At 65.1% G+C, this 18,342-nt stretch carries 17 protein-coding genes; 8 read left to right on the top strand and 9 right to left on the bottom strand.

The genetic code is table 11. The annotated features are described in order from the left end of the window. Positions 1-18 precede the first annotated feature (18 nt). Positions 19-633: a glutathione S-transferase gene (locus tag RVY76_RS09010; RefSeq protein ID WP_317373546.1), complete on the top strand. Its 615-nt coding sequence runs from the start codon at positions 19-21 to the stop codon at positions 631-633. A 106-nt stretch (positions 634-739) separates the two neighbouring features. Further along, positions 740-1,162, top strand: a complete 423-nt coding sequence (gene ndk / locus RVY76_RS09005; protein ID WP_317373545.1) for a nucleoside-diphosphate kinase — start codon at positions 740-742, stop codon at positions 1,160-1,162. Here the strand turns inward: ndk and RVY76_RS09000 are convergent. The 3 genes from RVY76_RS09000 to RVY76_RS08990 all read right to left on the bottom strand — a co-directional run bounded on the left by RVY76_RS09000 (position 1,159) and on the right by RVY76_RS08990 (position 4,228). Further along, on the bottom strand, positions 1,159-1,581 hold the full coding sequence (locus tag RVY76_RS09000) for a DUF4112 domain-containing protein (RefSeq protein ID WP_317373544.1): 423 nt from the start codon (positions 1,579-1,581) through the stop codon (positions 1,159-1,161). The genes ndk and RVY76_RS09000 overlap by 4 nt on opposite strands. Before the next feature lie 217 nt (positions 1,582-1,798). Beyond that, positions 1,799-2,380 (bottom strand): acetolactate synthase small subunit, encoded by a 582-nt coding sequence (ilvN, locus tag RVY76_RS08995; RefSeq protein ID WP_317373543.1) that lies wholly within the window; start codon positions 2,378-2,380, stop codon positions 1,799-1,801. A 93-nt stretch (positions 2,381-2,473) separates the two neighbouring features. Next, positions 2,474-4,228, bottom strand: a complete 1,755-nt coding sequence (locus RVY76_RS08990; protein ID WP_317373542.1) for an acetolactate synthase 3 large subunit — start codon at positions 4,226-4,228, stop codon at positions 2,474-2,476. Between the two features lie 381 nt (positions 4,229-4,609). Between RVY76_RS08990 and RVY76_RS08985 the strand changes: the two genes are divergently transcribed. The 4 genes from RVY76_RS08985 (at position 4,610) to RVY76_RS08970 (ending at position 10,097) form a co-directional block, all read left to right on the top strand. Continuing rightward, on the top strand, positions 4,610-5,482 hold the full coding sequence (locus tag RVY76_RS08985; protein WP_317373541.1) for a YihY/virulence factor BrkB family protein: 873 nt from the start codon (positions 4,610-4,612) through the stop codon (positions 5,480-5,482). Between the two features lie 128 nt (positions 5,483-5,610). Then, positions 5,611-6,696, top strand: coding sequence for a TRAP transporter substrate-binding protein (locus RVY76_RS08980; protein ID WP_317373540.1), 1,086 nt, complete (start codon positions 5,611-5,613; stop codon positions 6,694-6,696). Between the two features lie 146 nt (positions 6,697-6,842). Then, on the top strand, positions 6,843-7,730 hold the full coding sequence (locus RVY76_RS08975; RefSeq protein ID WP_317373539.1) for a TRAP transporter small permease subunit: 888 nt from the start codon (positions 6,843-6,845) through the stop codon (positions 7,728-7,730). Between the two features lie 12 nt (positions 7,731-7,742). Next, positions 7,743-10,097, top strand: a complete 2,355-nt coding sequence (locus RVY76_RS08970) for a TRAP transporter large permease subunit (protein ID WP_317373538.1) — start codon at positions 7,743-7,745, stop codon at positions 10,095-10,097. Between the two features lie 38 nt (positions 10,098-10,135). Here the strand turns inward: RVY76_RS08970 and RVY76_RS08965 are convergent, their stop codons facing one another. The 4 genes from RVY76_RS08965 to RVY76_RS08950 all read right to left on the bottom strand — a co-directional run bounded on the left by RVY76_RS08965 (position 10,136) and on the right by RVY76_RS08950 (position 12,522). Beyond that, positions 10,136-10,963, bottom strand: a complete 828-nt coding sequence (locus RVY76_RS08965) for an arginyltransferase (protein WP_317373537.1) — start codon at positions 10,961-10,963, stop codon at positions 10,136-10,138. 70 nt (positions 10,964-11,033) lie between these two features. Then, on the bottom strand, positions 11,034-11,474 hold the full coding sequence (locus tag RVY76_RS08960; protein ID WP_317373536.1) for an RDD family protein: 441 nt from the start codon (positions 11,472-11,474) through the stop codon (positions 11,034-11,036). Between the two features lie 62 nt (positions 11,475-11,536). Then, entirely contained in the window at positions 11,537-11,941 is a 405-nt protein-coding gene (locus RVY76_RS08955; protein WP_317373535.1) for a DUF2852 domain-containing protein, read from the bottom strand. A gap of 110 nt (positions 11,942-12,051) precedes the next feature. Beyond that, positions 12,052-12,522, bottom strand: coding sequence for a YbaK/EbsC family protein (locus tag RVY76_RS08950; protein ID WP_317373534.1), 471 nt, complete (start codon positions 12,520-12,522; stop codon positions 12,052-12,054). A 78-nt stretch (positions 12,523-12,600) separates the two neighbouring features. On the opposite strand from RVY76_RS08950, the gene RVY76_RS08945 reads away from it, so the two are divergent. Both RVY76_RS08945 and RVY76_RS08940 read left to right on the top strand, forming a co-directional pair. After that, positions 12,601-15,387: a glutamine-synthetase adenylyltransferase gene (locus RVY76_RS08945; RefSeq protein WP_317376743.1), complete on the top strand. Its 2,787-nt coding sequence runs from the start codon at positions 12,601-12,603 to the stop codon at positions 15,385-15,387. Continuing rightward, entirely contained in the window at positions 15,384-15,656 is a 273-nt protein-coding gene (locus RVY76_RS08940) for a hypothetical protein (RefSeq protein ID WP_317373533.1), read from the top strand. Before RVY76_RS08945 ends, RVY76_RS08940 begins: the two co-directional genes overlap by 4 nt. Positions 15,657-15,786: 130 nt before the next feature. Here RVY76_RS08940 and eda read toward each other — a convergent pair whose 3' ends face one another. Next, positions 15,787-16,428: a bifunctional 4-hydroxy-2-oxoglutarate aldolase/2-dehydro-3-deoxy-phosphogluconate aldolase gene (gene eda / locus RVY76_RS08935; protein ID WP_317373532.1), complete on the bottom strand. Its 642-nt coding sequence runs from the start codon at positions 16,426-16,428 to the stop codon at positions 15,787-15,789. Positions 16,429-16,465: 37 nt separating this feature from the next. Further along, positions 16,466-18,271, bottom strand: coding sequence for a phosphogluconate dehydratase (gene edd / locus RVY76_RS08930; protein WP_317376742.1), 1,806 nt, complete (start codon positions 18,269-18,271; stop codon positions 16,466-16,468). Positions 18,272-18,342 lie beyond the last annotated feature (71 nt).

Genomic DNA, 18,342 nt, shown 5'->3' with positions numbered 1-18,342 from the left:
AAGAGGAGTCCGCGCCAGATGTCGATCAAGGTCCATTCGCTCGCATATTCGCGATCCGTGCGGATCGTCTGGCTGCTCGAGGAGCTGGGCCAGCCCTACGAGCTTGTCCGTTATCCCCGCACCGAGGATTACACCGCGCCGGAAGCGCTCCGCCGGATCCACCCGCTCGGCAAGTCGCCGATCATCGAGGATGGCGACCTTGTTCTTGCCGAATCCGCTGCAATTCTTCGTTATATCCATGCGCGTCACGGTGCGGGTCGCTTCGCGCCCGAGCCCGGTACCCCGGAAGGGGCGCATCACGACGAATGGCTCGATTACGTCGAGGGATCGCTGTCGCGTCCGGTGGGTGCGGCCTTCTGGGCCAGGCGGTCGGGAACCGAGCTCGACCGCAGATCGGCGGACGCCATCGCGCTTCACATGGGCTATATCGACGACCATCTGGCACGAAACCGGTTTCTCACGGGCGATGCGCTGACACTCGCCGACATGCAGATTTCGTACCTCCTCGCCATGGCGCGCTATGCCGGCGTGCTCTCCGGCGATGCCGCGAATGCCTATCTCGACCGTCTGCTGGAACTGCCGGCCGTCATCCGCGCGATCGACGCGACCGGACCCGTCATGCCGGAGAGCTGATCCGCGCCTGCTGCCCGCCGCCTTTTCAACGCGGGAACCCCATGCTATCGGAACGCGCAATTTACAGGCAGGCACAGGGCCCGCCGGATCCAAGAGGAGGCACGACATGGCCACCGAGCGTACATTGTCCATCATCAAGCCCGACGCGACGCGGCGCAACCTGACCGGCAAGATCAATGCCAAGTTCGAGGATGCGGGTCTCCGCATCGTCGCGCAGAAGCGGATCCAGCTTACCAAGGCGCAGGCCGGCGAGTTCTACAAGGTCCACGCGGAACGCCCGTTCTACGACGAGCTGTGCGAGTTCATGGCGTCCGAGCCGGTGGTCGTGCAAGTCCTCGAAGGGGAAGACGCGATCGCGAAGAACCGTGAAGTCATGGGCGCGACCAATCCCGCCGATGCCGATGCCGGAACCATCCGTGCAGAATTCGCCGAATCGGTCGGCGAGAACTCGGTCCACGGATCGGATGCGCCCGAAACCGCGAAGGAAGAGATCTCCTACTTCTTCGCCGGGCTCGAGCTGGTCGGCTAAACTCCGCGGCGTCCCCCGATCTCGGGGTGATGCGACGACATACGGCCCTCGCCCATGGCGGGGGCCGTTTTCATTTCACCTTCGAGATGGTCGCGCAGGATCTTCACGTTCCGCTTGTTCGATCGGAAGCCCACGTCGAAGAAGGTTCCGAGCACCGGGATCGAGCCGATCGCGAAATCGATACCGCAATTCACGACCTGCTTGGCAAGCTTGTGGCGCGGCAGGCCCATCCTTCGGGATTCGTTCAGGATGTAGGCCCCCGGCGCGAGCGCGAGCGCGTCGCCCAGCAGTGGCACCACGCTGACGATCGGGTCCCAGCCGACGCGGATCTTCGTGCCGGGAATGCGAAAGGCGCTGTCGAGCTTGACGGCGAGCCGTTCGAGCCGTTCGAGCCGATGAAAGTGGGGATGCTGCTCCATTACCCGTGAACACGACGCGGGCCGGTGCGGTTCCTCCACGTTCAGATGCTGGCCCAGTCCTGGAACCGGATCGGGGCGGGCGGCCGGTCTCTGGCATCCTTCGAGGGGGTCGGTCTGGTCGGGGCGGACATGGCTGGAACCTTCTGCGGATGCACGGCACCGATAGATGCCGCCGAAGAATGTCGATTTCGTTGACGCGCCTTGTATTCCGCCGGCGTCAGAGCCTGCCTGCCGAGGCCAGAGGCTCTCCGCGCGAAAGCGCCGCGACACCGGTCCGCGCAAGCTCCTTCAGGCCGAGGGGCCGCATGAGTTCGGCAAAGGCGTCGACCTTTTCCGGGCTGCCCGTCAGTTCGAAGATGAACGAGGTGAGCGAGCTGTCGACGACGCGCGCGCGGAAGACATCGGCGAGCCGCAATGCCTCGAGCCGCTTGTCGCCCTCGCCCGCGACCTTGAAGAGCGCGAGCTCACGCTCGACCGACGGCCCCTCGACGGTCAGGTCGTGGACATCGTGCACAGGCACGATCCGGCCGAGCTGCGCCTTGATCTGCTCGATCACGGCGGGCGTGCCGGTCGTGACGATGGTGATGCGCGAGGTGCGACCCTCGTGGTCGATCTCGGCCACGGTCAGGCTCTCGATATTGTAGCCGCGCCCGGAGAAGAGACCGATGACGCGCGCGAGCACGCCCGCCTCGTTGTCGACGATCACGGCAAGGGTATGCCGCTCGATCACCTGGGAATTCGGGTCGCGTAGATCGTAGGCCGAATGCTTCGACGTCCCCTTCTTGAGCTTCAGCGCCATCTCGGTCTCCATTCCCGGGGGCGGTGCCCCATCATCTGTCGAAAAATACTGTCCGGGTGGCCCGGGGAACGCGACGTCCCCCGGATCGGCCTCTCAGACCAGCACCGCGCCGGGGGCGGTGATCTGGCCCTGCGTCTCGGCATTGGCGAGGAGCATCTTGTTGTGCGGCTCGCCCGACGGGATCATCGGGAAGCAGTTCTCGTGCTTCTCGACAAGGCAGTCGAAGAGGACCGGCCCGTCATGCGCGAGCATCTCGCGGATCGCATCGTCGAGATCGGCCGGATCCGAGCACTGGATCCCCTTCGCGCCGAACGCCTCGGCGAGCTTCACGAAATCCGGAAGCGCCTCGGACCAGGAATGCGAATAGCGTTCGCCGTGCAGGAGTTCCTGCCATTGGCGCACCATGCCGAGCCGTTCGTTGTTGAGGATGAACTGCTTGACGGGCAGGCGATACTGCACCGCCGTTCCCATCTCCTGCATGTTCATCAGCCACGATGCCTCGCCCGCGACATTGATGACGAGCGCGTTGGGATGCGCGATCTGGACCCCGATCGAGGCCGGATGCCCGTAACCCATCGTTCCGAGGCCGCCTGACGTCATCCAGCGGTTCGGTGCCTCGAAGCCGAGATATTGCGCGGCCCACATCTGGTGCTGACCGACCTCGGTGGTGATGTAGCGGTCGTGATCCTTGGTCAGCGCCTCGAGCCGGGACAGCGCGTGCTGCGGCTTGATGACCTTTTCGGACGGCTTGAAGCCCAGGCATTCGACCGCGCGCCATTCGTTGATCTGCGACCACCATTTCTTCAGCGCCTGGCCGTCGGTCTGCGATCCCTTCTCGCGCCATATCTCGAGCAGTTGCCCAAGCACCTCGCCCACGTCGCCGAGGATCGGCATGTCGACATGCACGACCTTATTGATCGACGAGGCGTCGATATCGATATGCGCCTTGCGCGAATGCGGGCTGAAATCGTCGACCCGGCCGGTGATGCGATCGTCGAACCGCGCGCCCACATTGATGAGCAGGTCGCAGCCGTGCATGGCGAGGTTGGCCTCGTAGAGCCCGTGCATTCCGAGCATGCCGAGCCAGTTCTCGCGCGAGGCGGGGTAGGCCCCCAGACCCATCAGCGTCGAGGTGATGGGAAAATTGGTCTCCGCCACCAGTTCGCGCAGCAGATGCGAGGCTTGCGGACCGGAATTGATGACGCCACCGCCCGAATAGATGACCGGTTTGCGCGCACGCGCGATCGCGTCGGCGAGTTCCGCGATGGTCTCGGGGTGGCCTTTGCGCTGCGGCTGGTAGCGGCTGACATTGGCGGATTTGCGCGGTGTGTAGCGTCCGTTCGCGAATTGAACGTCCTTGGGAATGTCGACGAGCACCGGACCCGGACGGCCCGCCGAGGCGACGTGGAACGCCTCGTGAATGACGCCCGACAGTGCGTCCGTCTCCTTCACGAGCCAGTTGTGCTTGGTGCAGGGGCGGGTGATGCCGACCGTGTCGGCCTCCTGGAAGGCGTCGTTGCCGATCATGAAGGTCGGAACCTGACCCGTCAGGACGACGATCGGGATCGAATCCATGAGGGCGTCCGTCAGGCCGGTCACGGCGTTGGTCGCGCCCGGTCCCGAGGTGACGAGCGCGACGCCGACCTTGCCGGTGGAGCGTGCATAGCCCTCGGCCGCATGGACCGCCGCCTGTTCGTGGCGCACCAGAATGTGGCGGATGTCCTCCTGCTGAAAGATCTCGTCGTAGATCGGCAGGACCGCGCCGCCAGGATATCCGAACACGACCTCCACGCCCTGATCCTTCAGGGCCTGAACCACCATCTTCGCTCCGGTCATCGGCTTCGTCATCGTTTCCGTCCTCACATCGTCGCGCAAGAAAAAGCCCCCGAGGATCAGTCGGGGGCGCATGTCCTCATCGGAAAGGGGTCGGCACTACCGGCCCCGGCGCCCTTTCGTCAAAATAATCCGTACGACCGTCATCTCGCGCCATCCTTGATCCGATACAATCGTGCTTAGGCCCCTCTGCCGATGGGGTCAACCACCAACCCGCGATAAAAATGACCAAACGGACAGGTTTCTGGTATCTTTATTTCGCCACGACGCCTTTCCGCGACCGATCCGCAAAAGTGCAACAGCCTTGCGTCGGAGTGTCCGGGCATGGGAACGCCGCTCAAGAAATCGTGTTTCCCCCCTGCGTTGCAGCCACGCCCCAGGAAAAGGACGCCGCCGATGAGCAGCATCACCAAACGACCGCAGACCCTCTTCGCGATGGCGCAGGCGGTCTACAACGAATCCTTCCGGATGAAGCTCACGCTTCTGGGGGCGGGCGTGGCTTTCTTCGGGCTGCTCGCGCTGTTTCCCGGAATCGGTGCCATGATGGCGATCGCGGGTATCCTCGCCGATCCGCAACAGGTCGTCGATCAGCTGTCTGTCCTGCAAGGCGTGGTTCCGCAGGCGGCCTACGACATCATCGTGAACCAGGCGCAGAGCGTCGCCGGATCGGATAGCGGGGGGCTCGGGCTTGCCGCGCTCTTCGGGATACTGGTCGCGCTCTATTCCGCCTCGAAGGCGATGCAGGGGCTCATGGACGGGCTGAACCTGATCCACGAGACCGAAGAGGATCGTGGCATCATCCGGGCCACACTCACGAAGCTGGGGCTGACGCTGGGCCTGATCCTGGGCGTGCTCTTCTGCGTGGCCGTCGCGGCGATCGTGCCGGCCGTTCTCACCTGGCTGCCTCTCGGCGGCGCGACAGAGACCGCGGTGATGCTGCTGCGCTGGCCCGTCCTTCTCGCGATTGCCGCGTTCGGCATGATCCTGACCTACCGCATCGCTCCCGCGCGTCATTTCAGGGGCTGGGGTCCGCTGGTGCCCGGTGCGGCGCTGGCTTGCGTGATGTGGATCGTGGGCAGCGCCGCATTCGCGATCTACGTCCGGTATTTCGGGTCCTACAACGAGACCTTCGGAGCGATCGGCGGGACGATCATCCTGCTCGTCTGGATGTGGCTGTCCTCGTGCATCGTGCTTCTGGGGGCGCTGGTCTCGAAGCTGCTCGAACGGAAATCCTCCGAGCGGAAGGTTTCCCGCGAATCCGAAGCCTGACCGCGATCCGCCAACGAAACCGGCAAGTTGGCCGATCTTTTTGTTTGTCACGTGGAGCGGTGTCGCTAAGGTTCGCAGACCGAAACCGACTGCCCGGGGGGCAACCCGGGCTCCATGGGAGGACAAACATGGATCGACGCTCTTTTTTGAGAACGTCCGCATTGGGCGGAGGGGCCGCCGCCGCATCGACGCTCGCCGCGCCCGTCTACGCGCAGGGAAACCGGACGCTGACGATGGTCACGACCTGGGGGCGCGGTCTCGCGGGGGTGCATGACAGCGCGCAATACGTGGCGGATGCGATCACCGAGATGAGCGACGGCCAACTGACCGTCGACCTGCGCGCGGGAGGCGAGCTGGTCGGCGCGTTCGAGGTCTTCGATGCGGTCTCCGCCGGACAGGCCGACATGTATCACGGCGTCGATTACTACTTCCTCGGCCAGCATCCGGCCCTGTCGTTCTTCTCGCAGGTGCCGTTCGGGATGACCTTCACCGAATACAACAACTGGTACTACCACGAGGGCGGCATGGCGCTGGCCCACGAGCTCTATTCGATCTTCGGCCTCATTCCGTTCCCGACCGGCAATACCGGCCCGCAATCCGGCGGATGGTTCGCGAAGGAGATCAACGCGCCCGAGGATTTCCAGGGACTGAGGTTCCGGATGCCGGGGCAGGGCGGTCAGGTTCTCGGCAAGCTCGGCGCGTCGGTGCAGAACCTGCCCGGTGCCGAGGTCTATCAGGCGCTGTCGTCCGGCGCGATCGACGGAACCGAGTGGATCGGCCCCTGGGCGGACGAGACCGCGGGCTTCCAGGAGATCACCAACAATTACTATACTGCCGGCTTCCATGAGCCCGGGCCGAACCTGAACCTCTGCGTCAATCTCGGCGTCTACGAGGAGTTGAGCCCGGCGCATCAGAAGATCGTCCAGCACGCCGCGCGTTCTTGCAACCTCTGGACCTACACGCTCTTCATGGCGAACAACGCGGCGGCATTGCAGCGCCTGCAATCGGGCGGTGTGCAGATCCTCGAATTCCCGGATTCGGTCTGGGACGCGTTCGGCGCGGCGGCCGAGGAAGTTCTGCAGGAGCCGATGGGAGACGAGCTCTACGCCCGGATCTACGAAAGCTACATGAACTCGCTGCAAAGCTCCGCAGGCTGGATCAGCACCTCCGAGGGAACCTTCACCCGGCAGCGCGACCGCATCCGCGGCTACTGATCGGAAGGTCCGCGGCATTCCGCGGCACTGCGCCACCCTGTCGGAAGGCTTGGTGGCGCAGGCCACGGTGCCGCGACCGCCGAGCGACGAAGCGACGGGACCGGTCCGGCAGGGCCGGGGCCTCAAGGCGACAGGCGAGGGCGCGCATGCTGGACGGATTGATCTGGCTCATCACCAATATCGCATTGGCATTCTACAATTTCGGCTATGCGGTGACGCACCCGTCATCGTGGCTCGACTGGTCGAACCCCGAGGCGTTGATGCGGTTCGTCTATTACGGGGCCTCGGTCGAATTCCTGTTCGTGGTGCTGGTGTTTTTCCTGATCCTCACGGGTCTGGGGATGTGGCGGCATTCGATCATGTGGGGCTCGGTCCGTGTGCTCGAGACGGGGGCCAACGCGCTCGGGCGGTTCTTCGCCTGGGCGGGGCTGCTCATGGTGCTCCAGCAGATCGTGATCATCTTCATGCAGCGCATCTTCGCGGCGTCACAACTGAGCTTCGGGTTCGGTGGCGTGATGAGCTTCGACGTGAGCTGGTGGTCAGAAGAGCTGAAGCTCTACAACGCCCTCGTCGTCGTGATGTGCTGCGCCTATACCTTCGTGCAGGGCGGCCATGTCCGCGTCGACCTGCTCTACGGGCCGGCGAGCTTCCGCACCAAGAAGATCATCGACATGGTGGGCGCGGTCGTCTTCATGATGCCCTTCGCGCTTCTGGCATGGCTCTATGCATGGTTCTTCCTGTGGCGGGTTCTGATCGTGCCGAACCCCTCGGCCAGCAACACGCTCGACCAGCTGTTGATGCGCGCCCGCGCGCTGCGCTGGAATGTCGAGACGATCGGCTTCTCGCCCAACGGCTTCAACGCGTATTTCCTCTTCAAGGTGCTGCTCCTGCTCTTCACCGCGCTGGTCTTCCTGCAGGCGGTGTCGGTCTTCTACCGGGCCTATCTCGAATTCCGCGAAGGGCCCGAGAGCGAAGGGAAATATCTCGACCGTGACACGATGGGCGACGACGATGTCGCCACCGGAACGCATTAGGAGATCGAAGCAATGCTTTTCGGACTGGACGGCGTCGAGATCGGCCTCATCATCGTGTTCCTGTGCCTGTTCGGCGGAATCCTGTCGGGGTTCCCCGTGGCCTTCGCGATCGGCGGTGCGGCCGTCATCTCCTTCGCGATCATCGCGGCTCTCGATTCCGCGGGCATCCTCGTTCACCAGGCCGTCGATACCGGCTCAGAGGCCTATCGCGCGCTGATCGCGGACGGGGTGAGGTCCGATGCGATCTCGCGCTTCAGATATCCCGACCTGGCAACCTATACGGAGCCGCTGTTCCCCCAGGGATGGGAGACCGCGCTCGACCGCAATATCGGCTTCATCGTCAACCGGATCAACGAACGCGTCCTGGCGGGGCAGAGCATCGAGACTCTTCTGGCCGTTCTCATGTTCGTCCTGATGGGGATCACGCTCGAACGCTCGCGGATCGCGAATGACCTGCTGACGACCATGGCGCGGGTCTTCGGCCCGCTTCCGGGCGGGCTGGCCGTGTCGGTCGTGGTGGTGGGGGCCTTTCTCGCCGCCTCCACGGGGATCGTCGGTGCGACTGTGGTGACGATGGGGCTTCTTTCGCTGCCGACGATGCTGCGGAACAACTATTCCCCCGAACTCGCGACCGGGGTCATCGCGGCCTCGGGGACGCTCGGTCAGATCATTCCGCCCTCGATCGTCATCGTGCTGCTCGGAACACTCGCGGGCGACATCTATTCCACCGCGCAGGAGACGCGGGCCCAGCTTGCCGGCTGCTCCGACGCGCTGACCTATCTGGGGGAGGCCGCGGTCGTCTCGGTCGGAACGCTGTTCCAGGCGGCGCTGCTGCCCGGCATCCTTCTGGCGCTTCTCTACGGCGGCTATGCGCTCTGCTTCGCGCTGCTGAACCCGTCCAAGGCCCCGCCGGTCGTGAGCGGTGCCCCCACGGGCGAGATCATTACCCGGAACGAGGCGCTGACATGGTTCCTCGGCGTTCCGGCAGCACTCCTGCTCGGGTTCTTCGCGCTGAGCGCCACAAACGTGATCGGATCGCAGAATTTCTTCGTCGGCAGCTTTACCGAAGCGGGAGAGAGCGCGTCGCTGCGAACCAATGTCTCGCCGCAATGCCAGGCCGCGATGATCGAACTGCACGGCCAGAACGCATGGGACGAAGCCGTCGCGCAGCAGCAGGCGATCGACGCGTCGGGCGGTGCCGCGCAGGCCGTCCGTCTCACGGACGAGGAGCGTGCCGCGGCGGTGGAGGCGCGGATCGCGGACCGCGCGCCCATCGGAACCGGCATCGCGGTGGGCCTTCTGCTCGTGGGGTTGGTCCTTGCCTTTGCGCGTGGCGTGGCCCCCCTAGACGATCACCGGCCATTGATGGTGGGTGCGCTCGGGGTCGTTCTCGCGCTGCTCCTCGACATCGTGCTGATCGCACCCACGACGACACCGGGGCTCACGTTCCTCATTCTCCTGATACCGATCGGTCTCATGCTCTACGGGCTTCGGGCGTCCTCGGGGATGCTGATGCGCAACGATCTGGTACGCGTCGTCTTTCCTCCGCTCGTCCTGATCGTGGCGGTGCTGGGCTCGATCCTCGGAGGGATCACCAATCCGACGCCTGCCGCGGCGCTGGGGGCGGGCGGCGCGATCATGCTCGCCGCGTTCCGGAAGCTGCAGGATCAGGGCAAGTCCGGATGGGTCATCATCTGGTCGACCTACGCCATCATCGTGATGATCCTGATCGGCGTGAACTTCGACCTGCGCGTGGGGCTTGGCGAGACGAATGTCGAGCAATGGCTGGCCTTCCTCATGGCGCAGGCTGCCTATCTCTTCGCGATGTTCGGACTGCTCTATGCGTGCGTGGTACTGTGGTTCGGAGGGGTGTTGCCGGCGGTGGTGCGCGAGACGGCAAAGGTCACCTCGATGGTCTTCACCATTCTCATCGGATCGCAATTGCTGAACCTCGTCGTCATCTCCTTCGGGGGAGAGCATTACATCCAGCAATTCCTGCGCAGTTTCGACAACGAGATGGTCGTCTTCCTGATCGTGATGCTGGTGCTTTTCGTCCTAGGCTTCGTGCTCGACTTCCTCGAAATCATCTACATCGTGGTGCCGATCGTGGGACCGGTCATCTATGGCGGCACGATGGATCCGAAATGGGTCACGATCATGATCGCGGTGAACCTGCAGACGTCGTTCCTGACGCCGCCTTTCGGCTTCGCACTCTTCTACCTGCGAGGCGTCGCGCCGAAATCGGTAACGACCGGACACATCTATCGCGGGGTCCTGCCCTTCGTGGGGATCCAGATCCTGGGGCTCATGCTGCTGTGGTTCTTCCCGGGTGTCGTCACGCTGGTTCCCGCGCTCTTTCCGAACTGAGCGCGGGGGATCGGGAGAACGGTCGGGGCGGGCGGGATCTAGTCGCGCCGTGTCATCGTGTCGGGAAGCGAGATCCGCGCCACCTGTTCGGCGATCGGATCGGTGGCACGCGGCCGCTGGGCTGCCGCGAATGCCTCGGGATCTCCCAACGGCTGCCAGGCGCGACCGAAATAGATCTCCAGCGCGTCGAACTTCGCCTTGTAGCCCATCTTGGGCGATCCCGGCACCCAATAGCCGAGATAGACGTAGGGAAGGCCCGATTCCCGTGCGATCTCGACATGGTCGAGGATCGCGTAGGTGCCGAGGCTGTCGCCCACGCGGTCGGGATCGAAGAAGGAATAGACCATCGACAACCCGTCATCGAGCACGTCGGTCAGGCAGACGGCTGCAAGCTCGGCTTCCTCCCCGGTCTGATCGCGATACTCGATGACGCGGCTGCGGATCGGCGTTTCCTCGATCATTGCGGCGAATTCAAAGATATCCATGTCGGCCATGCCGCCGTCGGCATGCCGTGAATCGAGATAGTCGCGGAAGAGCGCGTATTGCTCCTCCGTCGCCCAGGGCGCGTTGGCGGTTCGCCGCAAGTATCCGTTCCTGCGCGCGACCCGTCGCTGCGTGCGGCTGGGTCGGAAATCCGCCACCCGGATTCGTGCCGAGAGACAGGCCGAGCATTCCGCGCAGCTTGGCCGATAGAGGACGTTCTGGGATCGCCTGAAGCCCTGCTTCGACAAGCTGTCGTTCAGGAGCGGTGCCTCGTCGCCCTGCAACCCGGTGAAGAGCTTGCGCTCCATCCGACCCGGCAGATAGGGGCAGGGCTGTGGCGCCGTAACGTAGAATTGCGGCGCGATGGGCAGCGTATGGCGCATGAGATGTCTCCCGACCTCGGACGAGCCTAGCAACGCCCGCGGGCCTCGCCAAGCCCCCCAAAATGGGGGATCAGAGCGTCGCGCGGTTGATCGCGGCCGATCCCATGGCGTGATCGGTCAAGCCCTGGGCCCGCGGCGTCGCGAGCATCAAGACGCCCGAGATCAGTTGCAGCGGAAACACCGCGACCGAGATCGCATAGCCGGTCGTGTGGAGGAACGCGTTTGCGAGATCGAGTTTCCCGCCCGTCCGGTCGCGAATCTCGATCGCCATGAGACGCATGCCCCATGTGGCCGATCCCCGTGCGAGCGTCGCCACGCGATAGGCGTATCCCACGCAGAAATAGAAGATCGGAAAGAAGAAGATCGAGGTGAAAAGCGTGAGCGGGGTCAGCAGCAGGGAGATCAACGTGATGACGATCACGTCGACGATCCAGGCCATCGCGCGCTTCGTCGGGATATCGGAATAGAATTCCGGCAGCGTGTCGGGATCCGGCAATCCGATCGCGGTCATCTCGGGCCTCCTGCAGAACTGGTATGTCCCGCCCCGACGATCGGGGCGGGCCGAAGTTGAGATCAGGCCTCGACGGGCCGTTCCTCGTCGTGCCTGGCGGCACGATCCTTCATGAATTCATCGAACTCGGCCTTGTCCTTCGCCTCGCGCAGACGCTCAAGGAAGGATTCGAAGGCTTTCTGTTCGTCCTCGAGCCGGCGCAACGTCTCGTTGCGATAGGCGTCGAAGGCCGCGTTGCCCGAGGAGCCCCGCGTCATGAAGCGCGGCGCACGGGAGGAGGTCCGCGTCTCGCCGAACTTGCCGCGAAACAGCATGAACGCGAGAAGCGCGAGGCCGATGGGCCAGAAGGCGATGAAACCCACGACCATGGCCGCGATCCAGGCCGCCTTGCCACGGGCATCGAGCCAGTTCTCGGCGCGGGCCAGCCAGTTGCCGCGCTGGGTCGGAACGTCTGCGATAGTGCTCATCCGGGAACTCCTTTGTCTGCCGGTCCATGTAAATCCGTTTTACATGACAGGAGATGCGCATGCGGCAGCCGCCCTTCAAGGGTCGATGTAAACTCTTTTTACATTTTGGATCAGCTCGTGAAATCACCCGGTACAAGGCCGAAAGTTTCGATCAGCTGGCGCGGATCCACGGGGAAATTGTGCCGTGGTGTCCCGGCCGCACACCAGACCACGTCGAAATCGAGAAGACGCCGGTCGATCCAGCCCCGGATCTCCTTTAGATGACCGACAGGAGCGACGCCGCCGATCGCGAAGCCCGTCTGTGCGCGGATGAGAGCCGCATCCGCCTTGCCGAGGCTTTCGCCGGCAAGTGCGCTTGCGAGCGCCGCATCGACCCTGTTGCCACCCGCGGTGAGAAACAGGACCGCGCGATCCGAGACCTCGCCGCGCAGGATGATCGACTTGCCGATCTGGTCGACCTCGACGCCCAGGGCCGCGGCAGCCTCGGCGGCCGTGCGCGTCGTCTCCGTCGCCTCGACCGGGCGACCTTCGATCCCCGCACTTTCGAGCGCGGCGGATACGCGTTTCAGGCTCTTGCTCATCCTCGTCTCGTGCCATCGGAGCGGTGCGGGCGCAAGCACCGCTTGACCCCGACGGCCGGCTGGCGTCAGCCTCGCCTCATGGATTTCGCCAACCGTCTGACCCGTTGCCCGCGCCCCTTCGACCCCGACCCGGCCGAAGAGGTATCCGCCCTTTTCGAGGGCGAACCCCCCGCCATCCGGGAGCTACTGGCCGGCGCGGCCGGATGTAGCCCCTATCTGCGCGGCCTCATGCGGCGCGAAGCGGAGTGGCTCCGGCAGGCGCTTTCCGACGGGCCCGAAGCGGCGGTCGATGGCGCGCTCGGCGCGATCGAGAGCCCTCTCGGTCCGGCATTGCGCGTCGCCAAGCGTCGGGTGGCGCTGATTGCCGCGCTGGCGGATCTGGGTGGGGTCTGGTCGCTTCACGATGTCACCGGCGCGCTCACGCGGCTCGCCGACATGGCCGTCGATCTCGCCCTGAAGGACCAGGTCCGTCGGCAGATCGAGCGCGGAAAACTTCCCGGGATCGAGAATGCCGACGACGGCGGCGGCCTCGTCGCGCTTGCCATGGGCAAGATGGGCGCGGGTGAGCTCAATTATTCGAGCGATATCGATCTCATCTGCCTGTTCGACGAGAGCCGCTTCGCACCGGACGACTACCCCGAAGCGCAGGCGGCTTTCGTCAAGGCCGCGCGTGGTATGTGCACCTTGCTCTCCGATCAGACGGCCGAAGGCTACGTCTTTCGCACGGATCTGCGCCTGCGCCCCGATCCGGTCGTGACCCCTGTCGCCATGGCGATGGCGCGGGCCGAACGCTACTACGAATCGCTCGGTCGGACGTGGGAGCGGGCGGCCCATATCAAGGCCCGCCCGGCGGCCGGAGATATCGCGGCGGGAGAGGCCTATCTCGAACGGCTGCGCCCCTTCATCTGGCGCAAGCATCTCGATTTCGCGGCGATCGAGGATGCCCATGACATCCGTCTGCGGATCCGCGATCACCGCGGGCTCGGCGGTCCGATCACGCTTCCAGGTCACGACATGAAGCTCGGACGTGGCGGCATCCGCGAGATCGAGTTCTTCACGCAGACCCGGCAGATCATCGCCGGGGGGCGCGATCCCGCACTCCGCGTGCGCGGCACGCTCGACGGGCTCGCGCGGCTGACGGCAGCGGGCTGGATCGGAGAGGACGTGGCCTTCCGCCTTTCCGACCATTACGAGGCCCATCGCCTGGTCGAGCATCGCCTACAGATGATCGCCGACGCACAGACCCATTCACTGCCCGAAAACGAAGAAGGTTTCGCACGCGTCGCGGCGATGATGGACCGTGATCCCGAGGATCTGCGCAAGGAGATCACCGAACGCCTGTCGGACGTGGCCGAGTTGACCGAGGATTTCTTCTCGCCCGACGCTCCGCCCCGCTCTGGCGATCCCGATCTGACCGAGGCGCAGGCGACGCTCGTCGCCAAGTGGCGCAACGTGCCGGCGCTGAGATCGGAACGTGCGCTCGACATATTCGACAGGATCCGGCCCAAGGTGCTCGAACGTCTGCTGGAAAGCCCAAGGCCCGATCAGGCGCTCGCACGGTTCGACGATTTCCTGCGCGGCCTACCGGCAGGGGTGCAGCTGTTCTCGCTTTTCGAGGCCAATCCCCAGCTGATCGATCTGATCGCCGACATCGCGGGAACGACGCCCGATCTCGCCTCGTATCTCGCGCGCAACGCCGCGGTGCTCGATGCGGTGATCGGGGGATCGTTCTTTGCCGAGTGGCCAGGTCAGACGGCGCTGGAGACGTCGCTGGCGCAGGTTCTGGCCCGGGCGTCCGATTACGAAGCGCGGCTTGACGCGGCCCGCGCATGGGCGCGCGACTGGCATTTCCGGATCGGGGTGCACCACCTGCGCGGTCTGATCGACGGCGAAGAGGCGGGGGCGCAATATGCCGATCTTGCCGGGGCCGTCCTGAGGCAGATCTGGCCGGAAGTTGTCGCCGATTTCTCGACCCGCCATGGTCCGCCGCCGGGCCACGGTGCCGCGATCGTCGGAATGGGGTCGCTCGGGGCAGGGCGGCTTCATGCCCGCTCCGATCTCGATCTCATCGTGATCTACGACGCGGACGGGGTTGAGGCGTCGGATGGCCGCCGTCCCCTCGGCGCGCGGCTCTACTACACGCGGTTGACCCAGGCGCTCGTCACCGCATTGCAGGCACCGATGCCGCAGGGCCGGCTCTACGAAGTCGACATGCGGCTGCGTCCGTCAGGCCGGCAGGGTCCGGTCGCGACCTCGCTGCAATCCTTCGCGACCTACCATCGGGGCGAGGCGTGGACTTGGGAGCATCTGGCCATGACGCGGGCCCGCGTCGTTGCCGGACCCGATGTGCTGTCACTGGGGATCACGGACGTGCGGGACGAGGTGCTCGCCGCGCCGCAGGACGCCGGTGCGATCCGCGCGGATGTCGCCGACATGCGTCGAAGGCTCGAGAAGGCGCGGCCCGAAGCCCCGCTCGACCCGAAGGCCGGACCCGGAAGGCTCCAGGATATCGAGCTTCTGGCGATGACGCTGGGTCTGCTTTCCCGCAGTCCCGCCCGGGCGGTTGCCCAGCAGATCCGTGCTGGCACCGCGGCTGGATTGATCGAGGCAGAGGATGCAGTAAAGCTGCGCGAGGCGCACGACACGCTCGCCAATTACAGGACCGCGACCCGCCTTCTCGGAGAGGACACGATCGAACCCGAGGCGCTCGGCGCGTCCGGAGAGGCCCTTCTGCTGCGCGCAGCCGGTTGCGACCGGTTCGACGAGATTCCTCGTATCCTGCACGAGTTCGCGGTGCGGGCCGCCGGAATATTCGAGACGTTCCTCGGTCGCGAGCCGCAGGAAGAGAAAGGGGCGAAACCATGAAAGGCAAAGGCGATCCGAACGACCCGAAGGGCCTCGTCCGCGAGGCTTTCAGGATCGACGGCATCACGGCCGATCAGTGCCGTTCGATCCTCGTGGATTGGGCGCTGTCACTGCCTGACGAGGTCACCCCAGAAAGCGCGATCCGGGTTCTCATAGACCGTCATTCGGATGCCCCCTCAGACCACCCGATGCACGTCCTGCTGCGCGAGGGGCTGGAGCGTCGCCCGACCAGGTCCCGCCGCGGCCCTCGCCCGGCAAGGCCGCACTGAAGTCCCCGGCTCTCCCACGCGGCCCTAGGTATATCTTCGATAACGCCAGATATAGCAAAGCCCGGCGTGAGCCGGGCTTCGTCTGTCCTGATGTTCTTTCGGAAGGACGTCCGCCATGCGCGCTGCCAGGTCAGCGCGACAGGCCTGCCGCCTCCCTCGCAAGGGCCGTGATGCCGTCCCAGTCGCCCGCCTCGACCTTGTCGCGCGGTGCGACCCATGACCCACCGACGCAGAGCGTGTTTGACAGCCCGAGATAGTCGCCTGCATTCGAGAGACTGACGCCACCGGTCGGACAGAAGCGGATCTGCGGCAGAGGCGCGCCGATGGCCTTGAGCGCGGCTGCACCGCCATTGGCCTCGGCGGGAAAGAACTTCTGGACCGTGTAGCCGCGTTCGAGCAGAAGCATCGCCTCGCTCGACGTGGCAGCCCCGGGCAGCATCGGCAGATCGGCCTCCTCGGCGGCGTCGAGCAGGCGCGGTGTCGCGCCAGGCGAAACTCCGAAGCGCGCGCCGGCCGCGATCGCCTTCTCGACATCCGCTGACGTGAGAAGGGTGCCTGCACCGACCGTTCCACCTTCGACCTTCGCCATCTCGGCGATGACCTCGAGCGCGGCCGGCGTGCGCAGGGTCACCTCGAGCGCGGGCAGGCCGCCCTCGACCAGGGCGCGCGCCAGGGGCTCGGCATGGGCGGGATCGTGGACCACGAGGACCGGGATCACCGGTGCGAGGCGGCAGATCTCCTCGGCGCGTTCCGAGGCGGTTTCAGGCGTCATGTCTTGGCTTCCTTGTTGTCCTTGGTCTCGATTCGGCTCAGACGACCACGCCGGCACCATGGCTGGCAAGGCCGACATTCTGCCGGAACACCTCGAAGAGCTCGCGGCCCACGCCATGTCCGTTCCCGGACAAGTCTGCCGTCGCGGGCTCGCGCGCATCGAGATCGACGTCGATCACCTCGAGCGTTCCGCTTTCCGGATCGACACGCACGACGTCGCCGTCGCGAAGACGCGCGATCGGCCCGCCGAGCGCGGCTTCGGGGGAAACATGGATGCAGGCCGGGACCTTGCCCGATGCACCCGACATCCGGCCGTCGGTCACGAGCGCGACCTTCAATCCGCGATCCTGTAGCACGGCAAGGGTCGGCGTCAGCGAATGCAGTTCGGGCATGCCGTTCGCCCGGGGGCCCTGGAAACGCACGACGACGACCGTGTCCTCGGTGAATTCGCCGTTGCGGAACGCCGTCTTGACCGCCTCCTGGTCCTGGAAGATGCGGCAGGGGGCCTCGATCACATGATGCTCGGGTTTTACGGCGGAGACCTTCATCGCGCCGCGCCCCAGATTGCCCTTGAGATCGGCAAGGCCACCGGTCTTCTGGAACGGGTCCGAGGCCGGACGCAGGATCTTGTCGTTCAGCGTCGAGCGATCGGCATCTTCCCAGACGACCTCGGAGCCCCGCAGTTTCGGCTCCTTCACGTAATCGCCGAGCCCCGATCCCATCACGGTCAGCGTGTCGTCGTGGAGAAGGCCCGCATCCAGCAGTTCACCGATCATGTAGGTGAGCCCGCCCGCCGCATGGAAATGGTTCACGTCGGCCAATCCGTTCGGATAGACCTTCGCCATCAGCGGCACGACCGAAGAGATATCGGCGAAATCCTCGAGATCGAGCTGGATCCCCGCGGCCCGTGCCATGGCGGGCAGGTGAATCAGCAGATTGGTCGAGCCACCGGTCGCCATCAGCCCCACAATGCCGTTGACGAAGGCCTTCTCGTCGAGGACATGCGCCGCCGGACGGTAATCGTTGCCCATCTGCGTGATCTCGGTCGCGCGTGCGACACCGGCGGCCGTCAGCGCGTCGCGCAACGGCGTGTTCGGATTCACGAAGCTCGCCCCGGGCAGGTGCAGCCCCATGAACTCCATCAACATCTGGTTCGAATTTGCGGTGCCGTAGAAGGTGCAGGTCCCGGGGCCGTGATAGCTTGCCATTTCGGCCTTCATCAGTTCCTCGCGGCCGACCTCGCCGGCGGCGAATTTCTGGCGGATCGCCGATTTCTCGTCGTTGGGCAGGCCGCTGGTCATCGGACCCGCCGGGAGGAAGATGGCGGGGATATAGCCGAAGGTGGCGGCCCCGATGACGAGACCCGGAACGATCTTGTCGCAGACACCGAGATAGAGCGCGGCGTCGAAGACATTGTGCGAAAGCGCGACACCCGCGGCGAGCGCGATCACGTCGCGCGAAAAGAGCGAAAGCTCCATTCCGACCTGGCCCTGCGTGACCCCGTCGCACATGGCCGGGACACCGCCCGCGACCTGCGCGGTCGCGCCGTTCTCGCGCGCCGCCTTGCGGATGAGGTCCGGGAACCGCTCGAACGGCTGATGCGCCGAAAGCATGTCGTTGAACGCCGTCACGATCCCCAGATTGGGCTGCTTGCCATGGGCAAGATCGCCCTGATCCGGTCCCGCGGCTGCATAGGCATGGGCCTGATTGCCGCAGGTCAGATGCGCGCGACGGGGGCCTTCCTCGGCGGCGCGCGCCATGCGGTCGAGATAGGTGGCTCGCGTGTCCTTCGATCTGTCGATGATACGCTCGGTGACGTCCGTAATCGTGGCTTGAAGCGTCATGTTGGCCTCGCTGCTCAGCTGTCGCGAGGTATCTACCATAGCGCGGGTAGCGCTACCAGCCATGGCTCCGT

This window comes from Palleronia sp. LCG004, from assembly GCF_032931615.1.
Classification (GTDB): domain Bacteria; phylum Pseudomonadota; class Alphaproteobacteria; order Rhodobacterales; family Rhodobacteraceae; genus Palleronia.
Note: the sequence above shows the minus strand (reverse complement) of the source record. Positions and strands in the feature narration are given on the sequence as shown.

Coding starts and splice junctions, on each gene's coding strand:
- RVY76_RS08950 (WP_317373534.1), bottom strand. CDS start 12,522: ATGAGCAAGAGCCTGAAACGCGTATCCGCCGCGCTCGAAAGTGCGGGG.
- RVY76_RS08940 (WP_317373533.1), top strand. CDS start 15,384: ATGAAAGGCAAAGGCGATCCGAACGACCCGAAGGGCCTCGTCCGCGAG.
- RVY76_RS09000 (WP_317373544.1), bottom strand. CDS start 1,581: ATGGAGCAGCATCCCCACTTTCATCGGCTCGAACGGCTCGAACGGCTC.
- ilvN (WP_317373543.1), bottom strand. CDS start 2,380: ATGGCGCTGAAGCTCAAGAAGGGGACGTCGAAGCATTCGGCCTACGAT.
- RVY76_RS08980 (WP_317373540.1), top strand. CDS start 5,611: ATGGATCGACGCTCTTTTTTGAGAACGTCCGCATTGGGCGGAGGGGCC.
- RVY76_RS08970 (WP_317373538.1), top strand. CDS start 7,743: ATGCTTTTCGGACTGGACGGCGTCGAGATCGGCCTCATCATCGTGTTC.
- RVY76_RS08965 (WP_317373537.1), bottom strand. CDS start 10,963: ATGCGCCATACGCTGCCCATCGCGCCGCAATTCTACGTTACGGCGCCA.
- RVY76_RS08985 (WP_317373541.1), top strand. CDS start 4,610: ATGAGCAGCATCACCAAACGACCGCAGACCCTCTTCGCGATGGCGCAG.
- RVY76_RS08975 (WP_317373539.1), top strand. CDS start 6,843: ATGCTGGACGGATTGATCTGGCTCATCACCAATATCGCATTGGCATTC.
- ndk (WP_317373545.1), top strand. CDS start 740: ATGGCCACCGAGCGTACATTGTCCATCATCAAGCCCGACGCGACGCGG.
- RVY76_RS08990 (WP_317373542.1), bottom strand. CDS start 4,228: ATGACGAAGCCGATGACCGGAGCGAAGATGGTGGTTCAGGCCCTGAAG.
- RVY76_RS08955 (WP_317373535.1), bottom strand. CDS start 11,941: ATGAGCACTATCGCAGACGTTCCGACCCAGCGCGGCAACTGGCTGGCC.
- eda (WP_317373532.1), bottom strand. CDS start 16,428: ATGACGCCTGAAACCGCCTCGGAACGCGCCGAGGAGATCTGCCGCCTC.
- RVY76_RS08945 (WP_317376743.1), top strand. CDS start 12,601: ATGGATTTCGCCAACCGTCTGACCCGTTGCCCGCGCCCCTTCGACCCC.
- edd (WP_317376742.1), bottom strand. CDS start 18,271: ATGACGCTTCAAGCCACGATTACGGACGTCACCGAGCGTATCATCGAC.
- RVY76_RS08960 (WP_317373536.1), bottom strand. CDS start 11,474: ATGACCGCGATCGGATTGCCGGATCCCGACACGCTGCCGGAATTCTAT.
- RVY76_RS09010 (WP_317373546.1), top strand. CDS start 19: ATGTCGATCAAGGTCCATTCGCTCGCATATTCGCGATCCGTGCGGATC.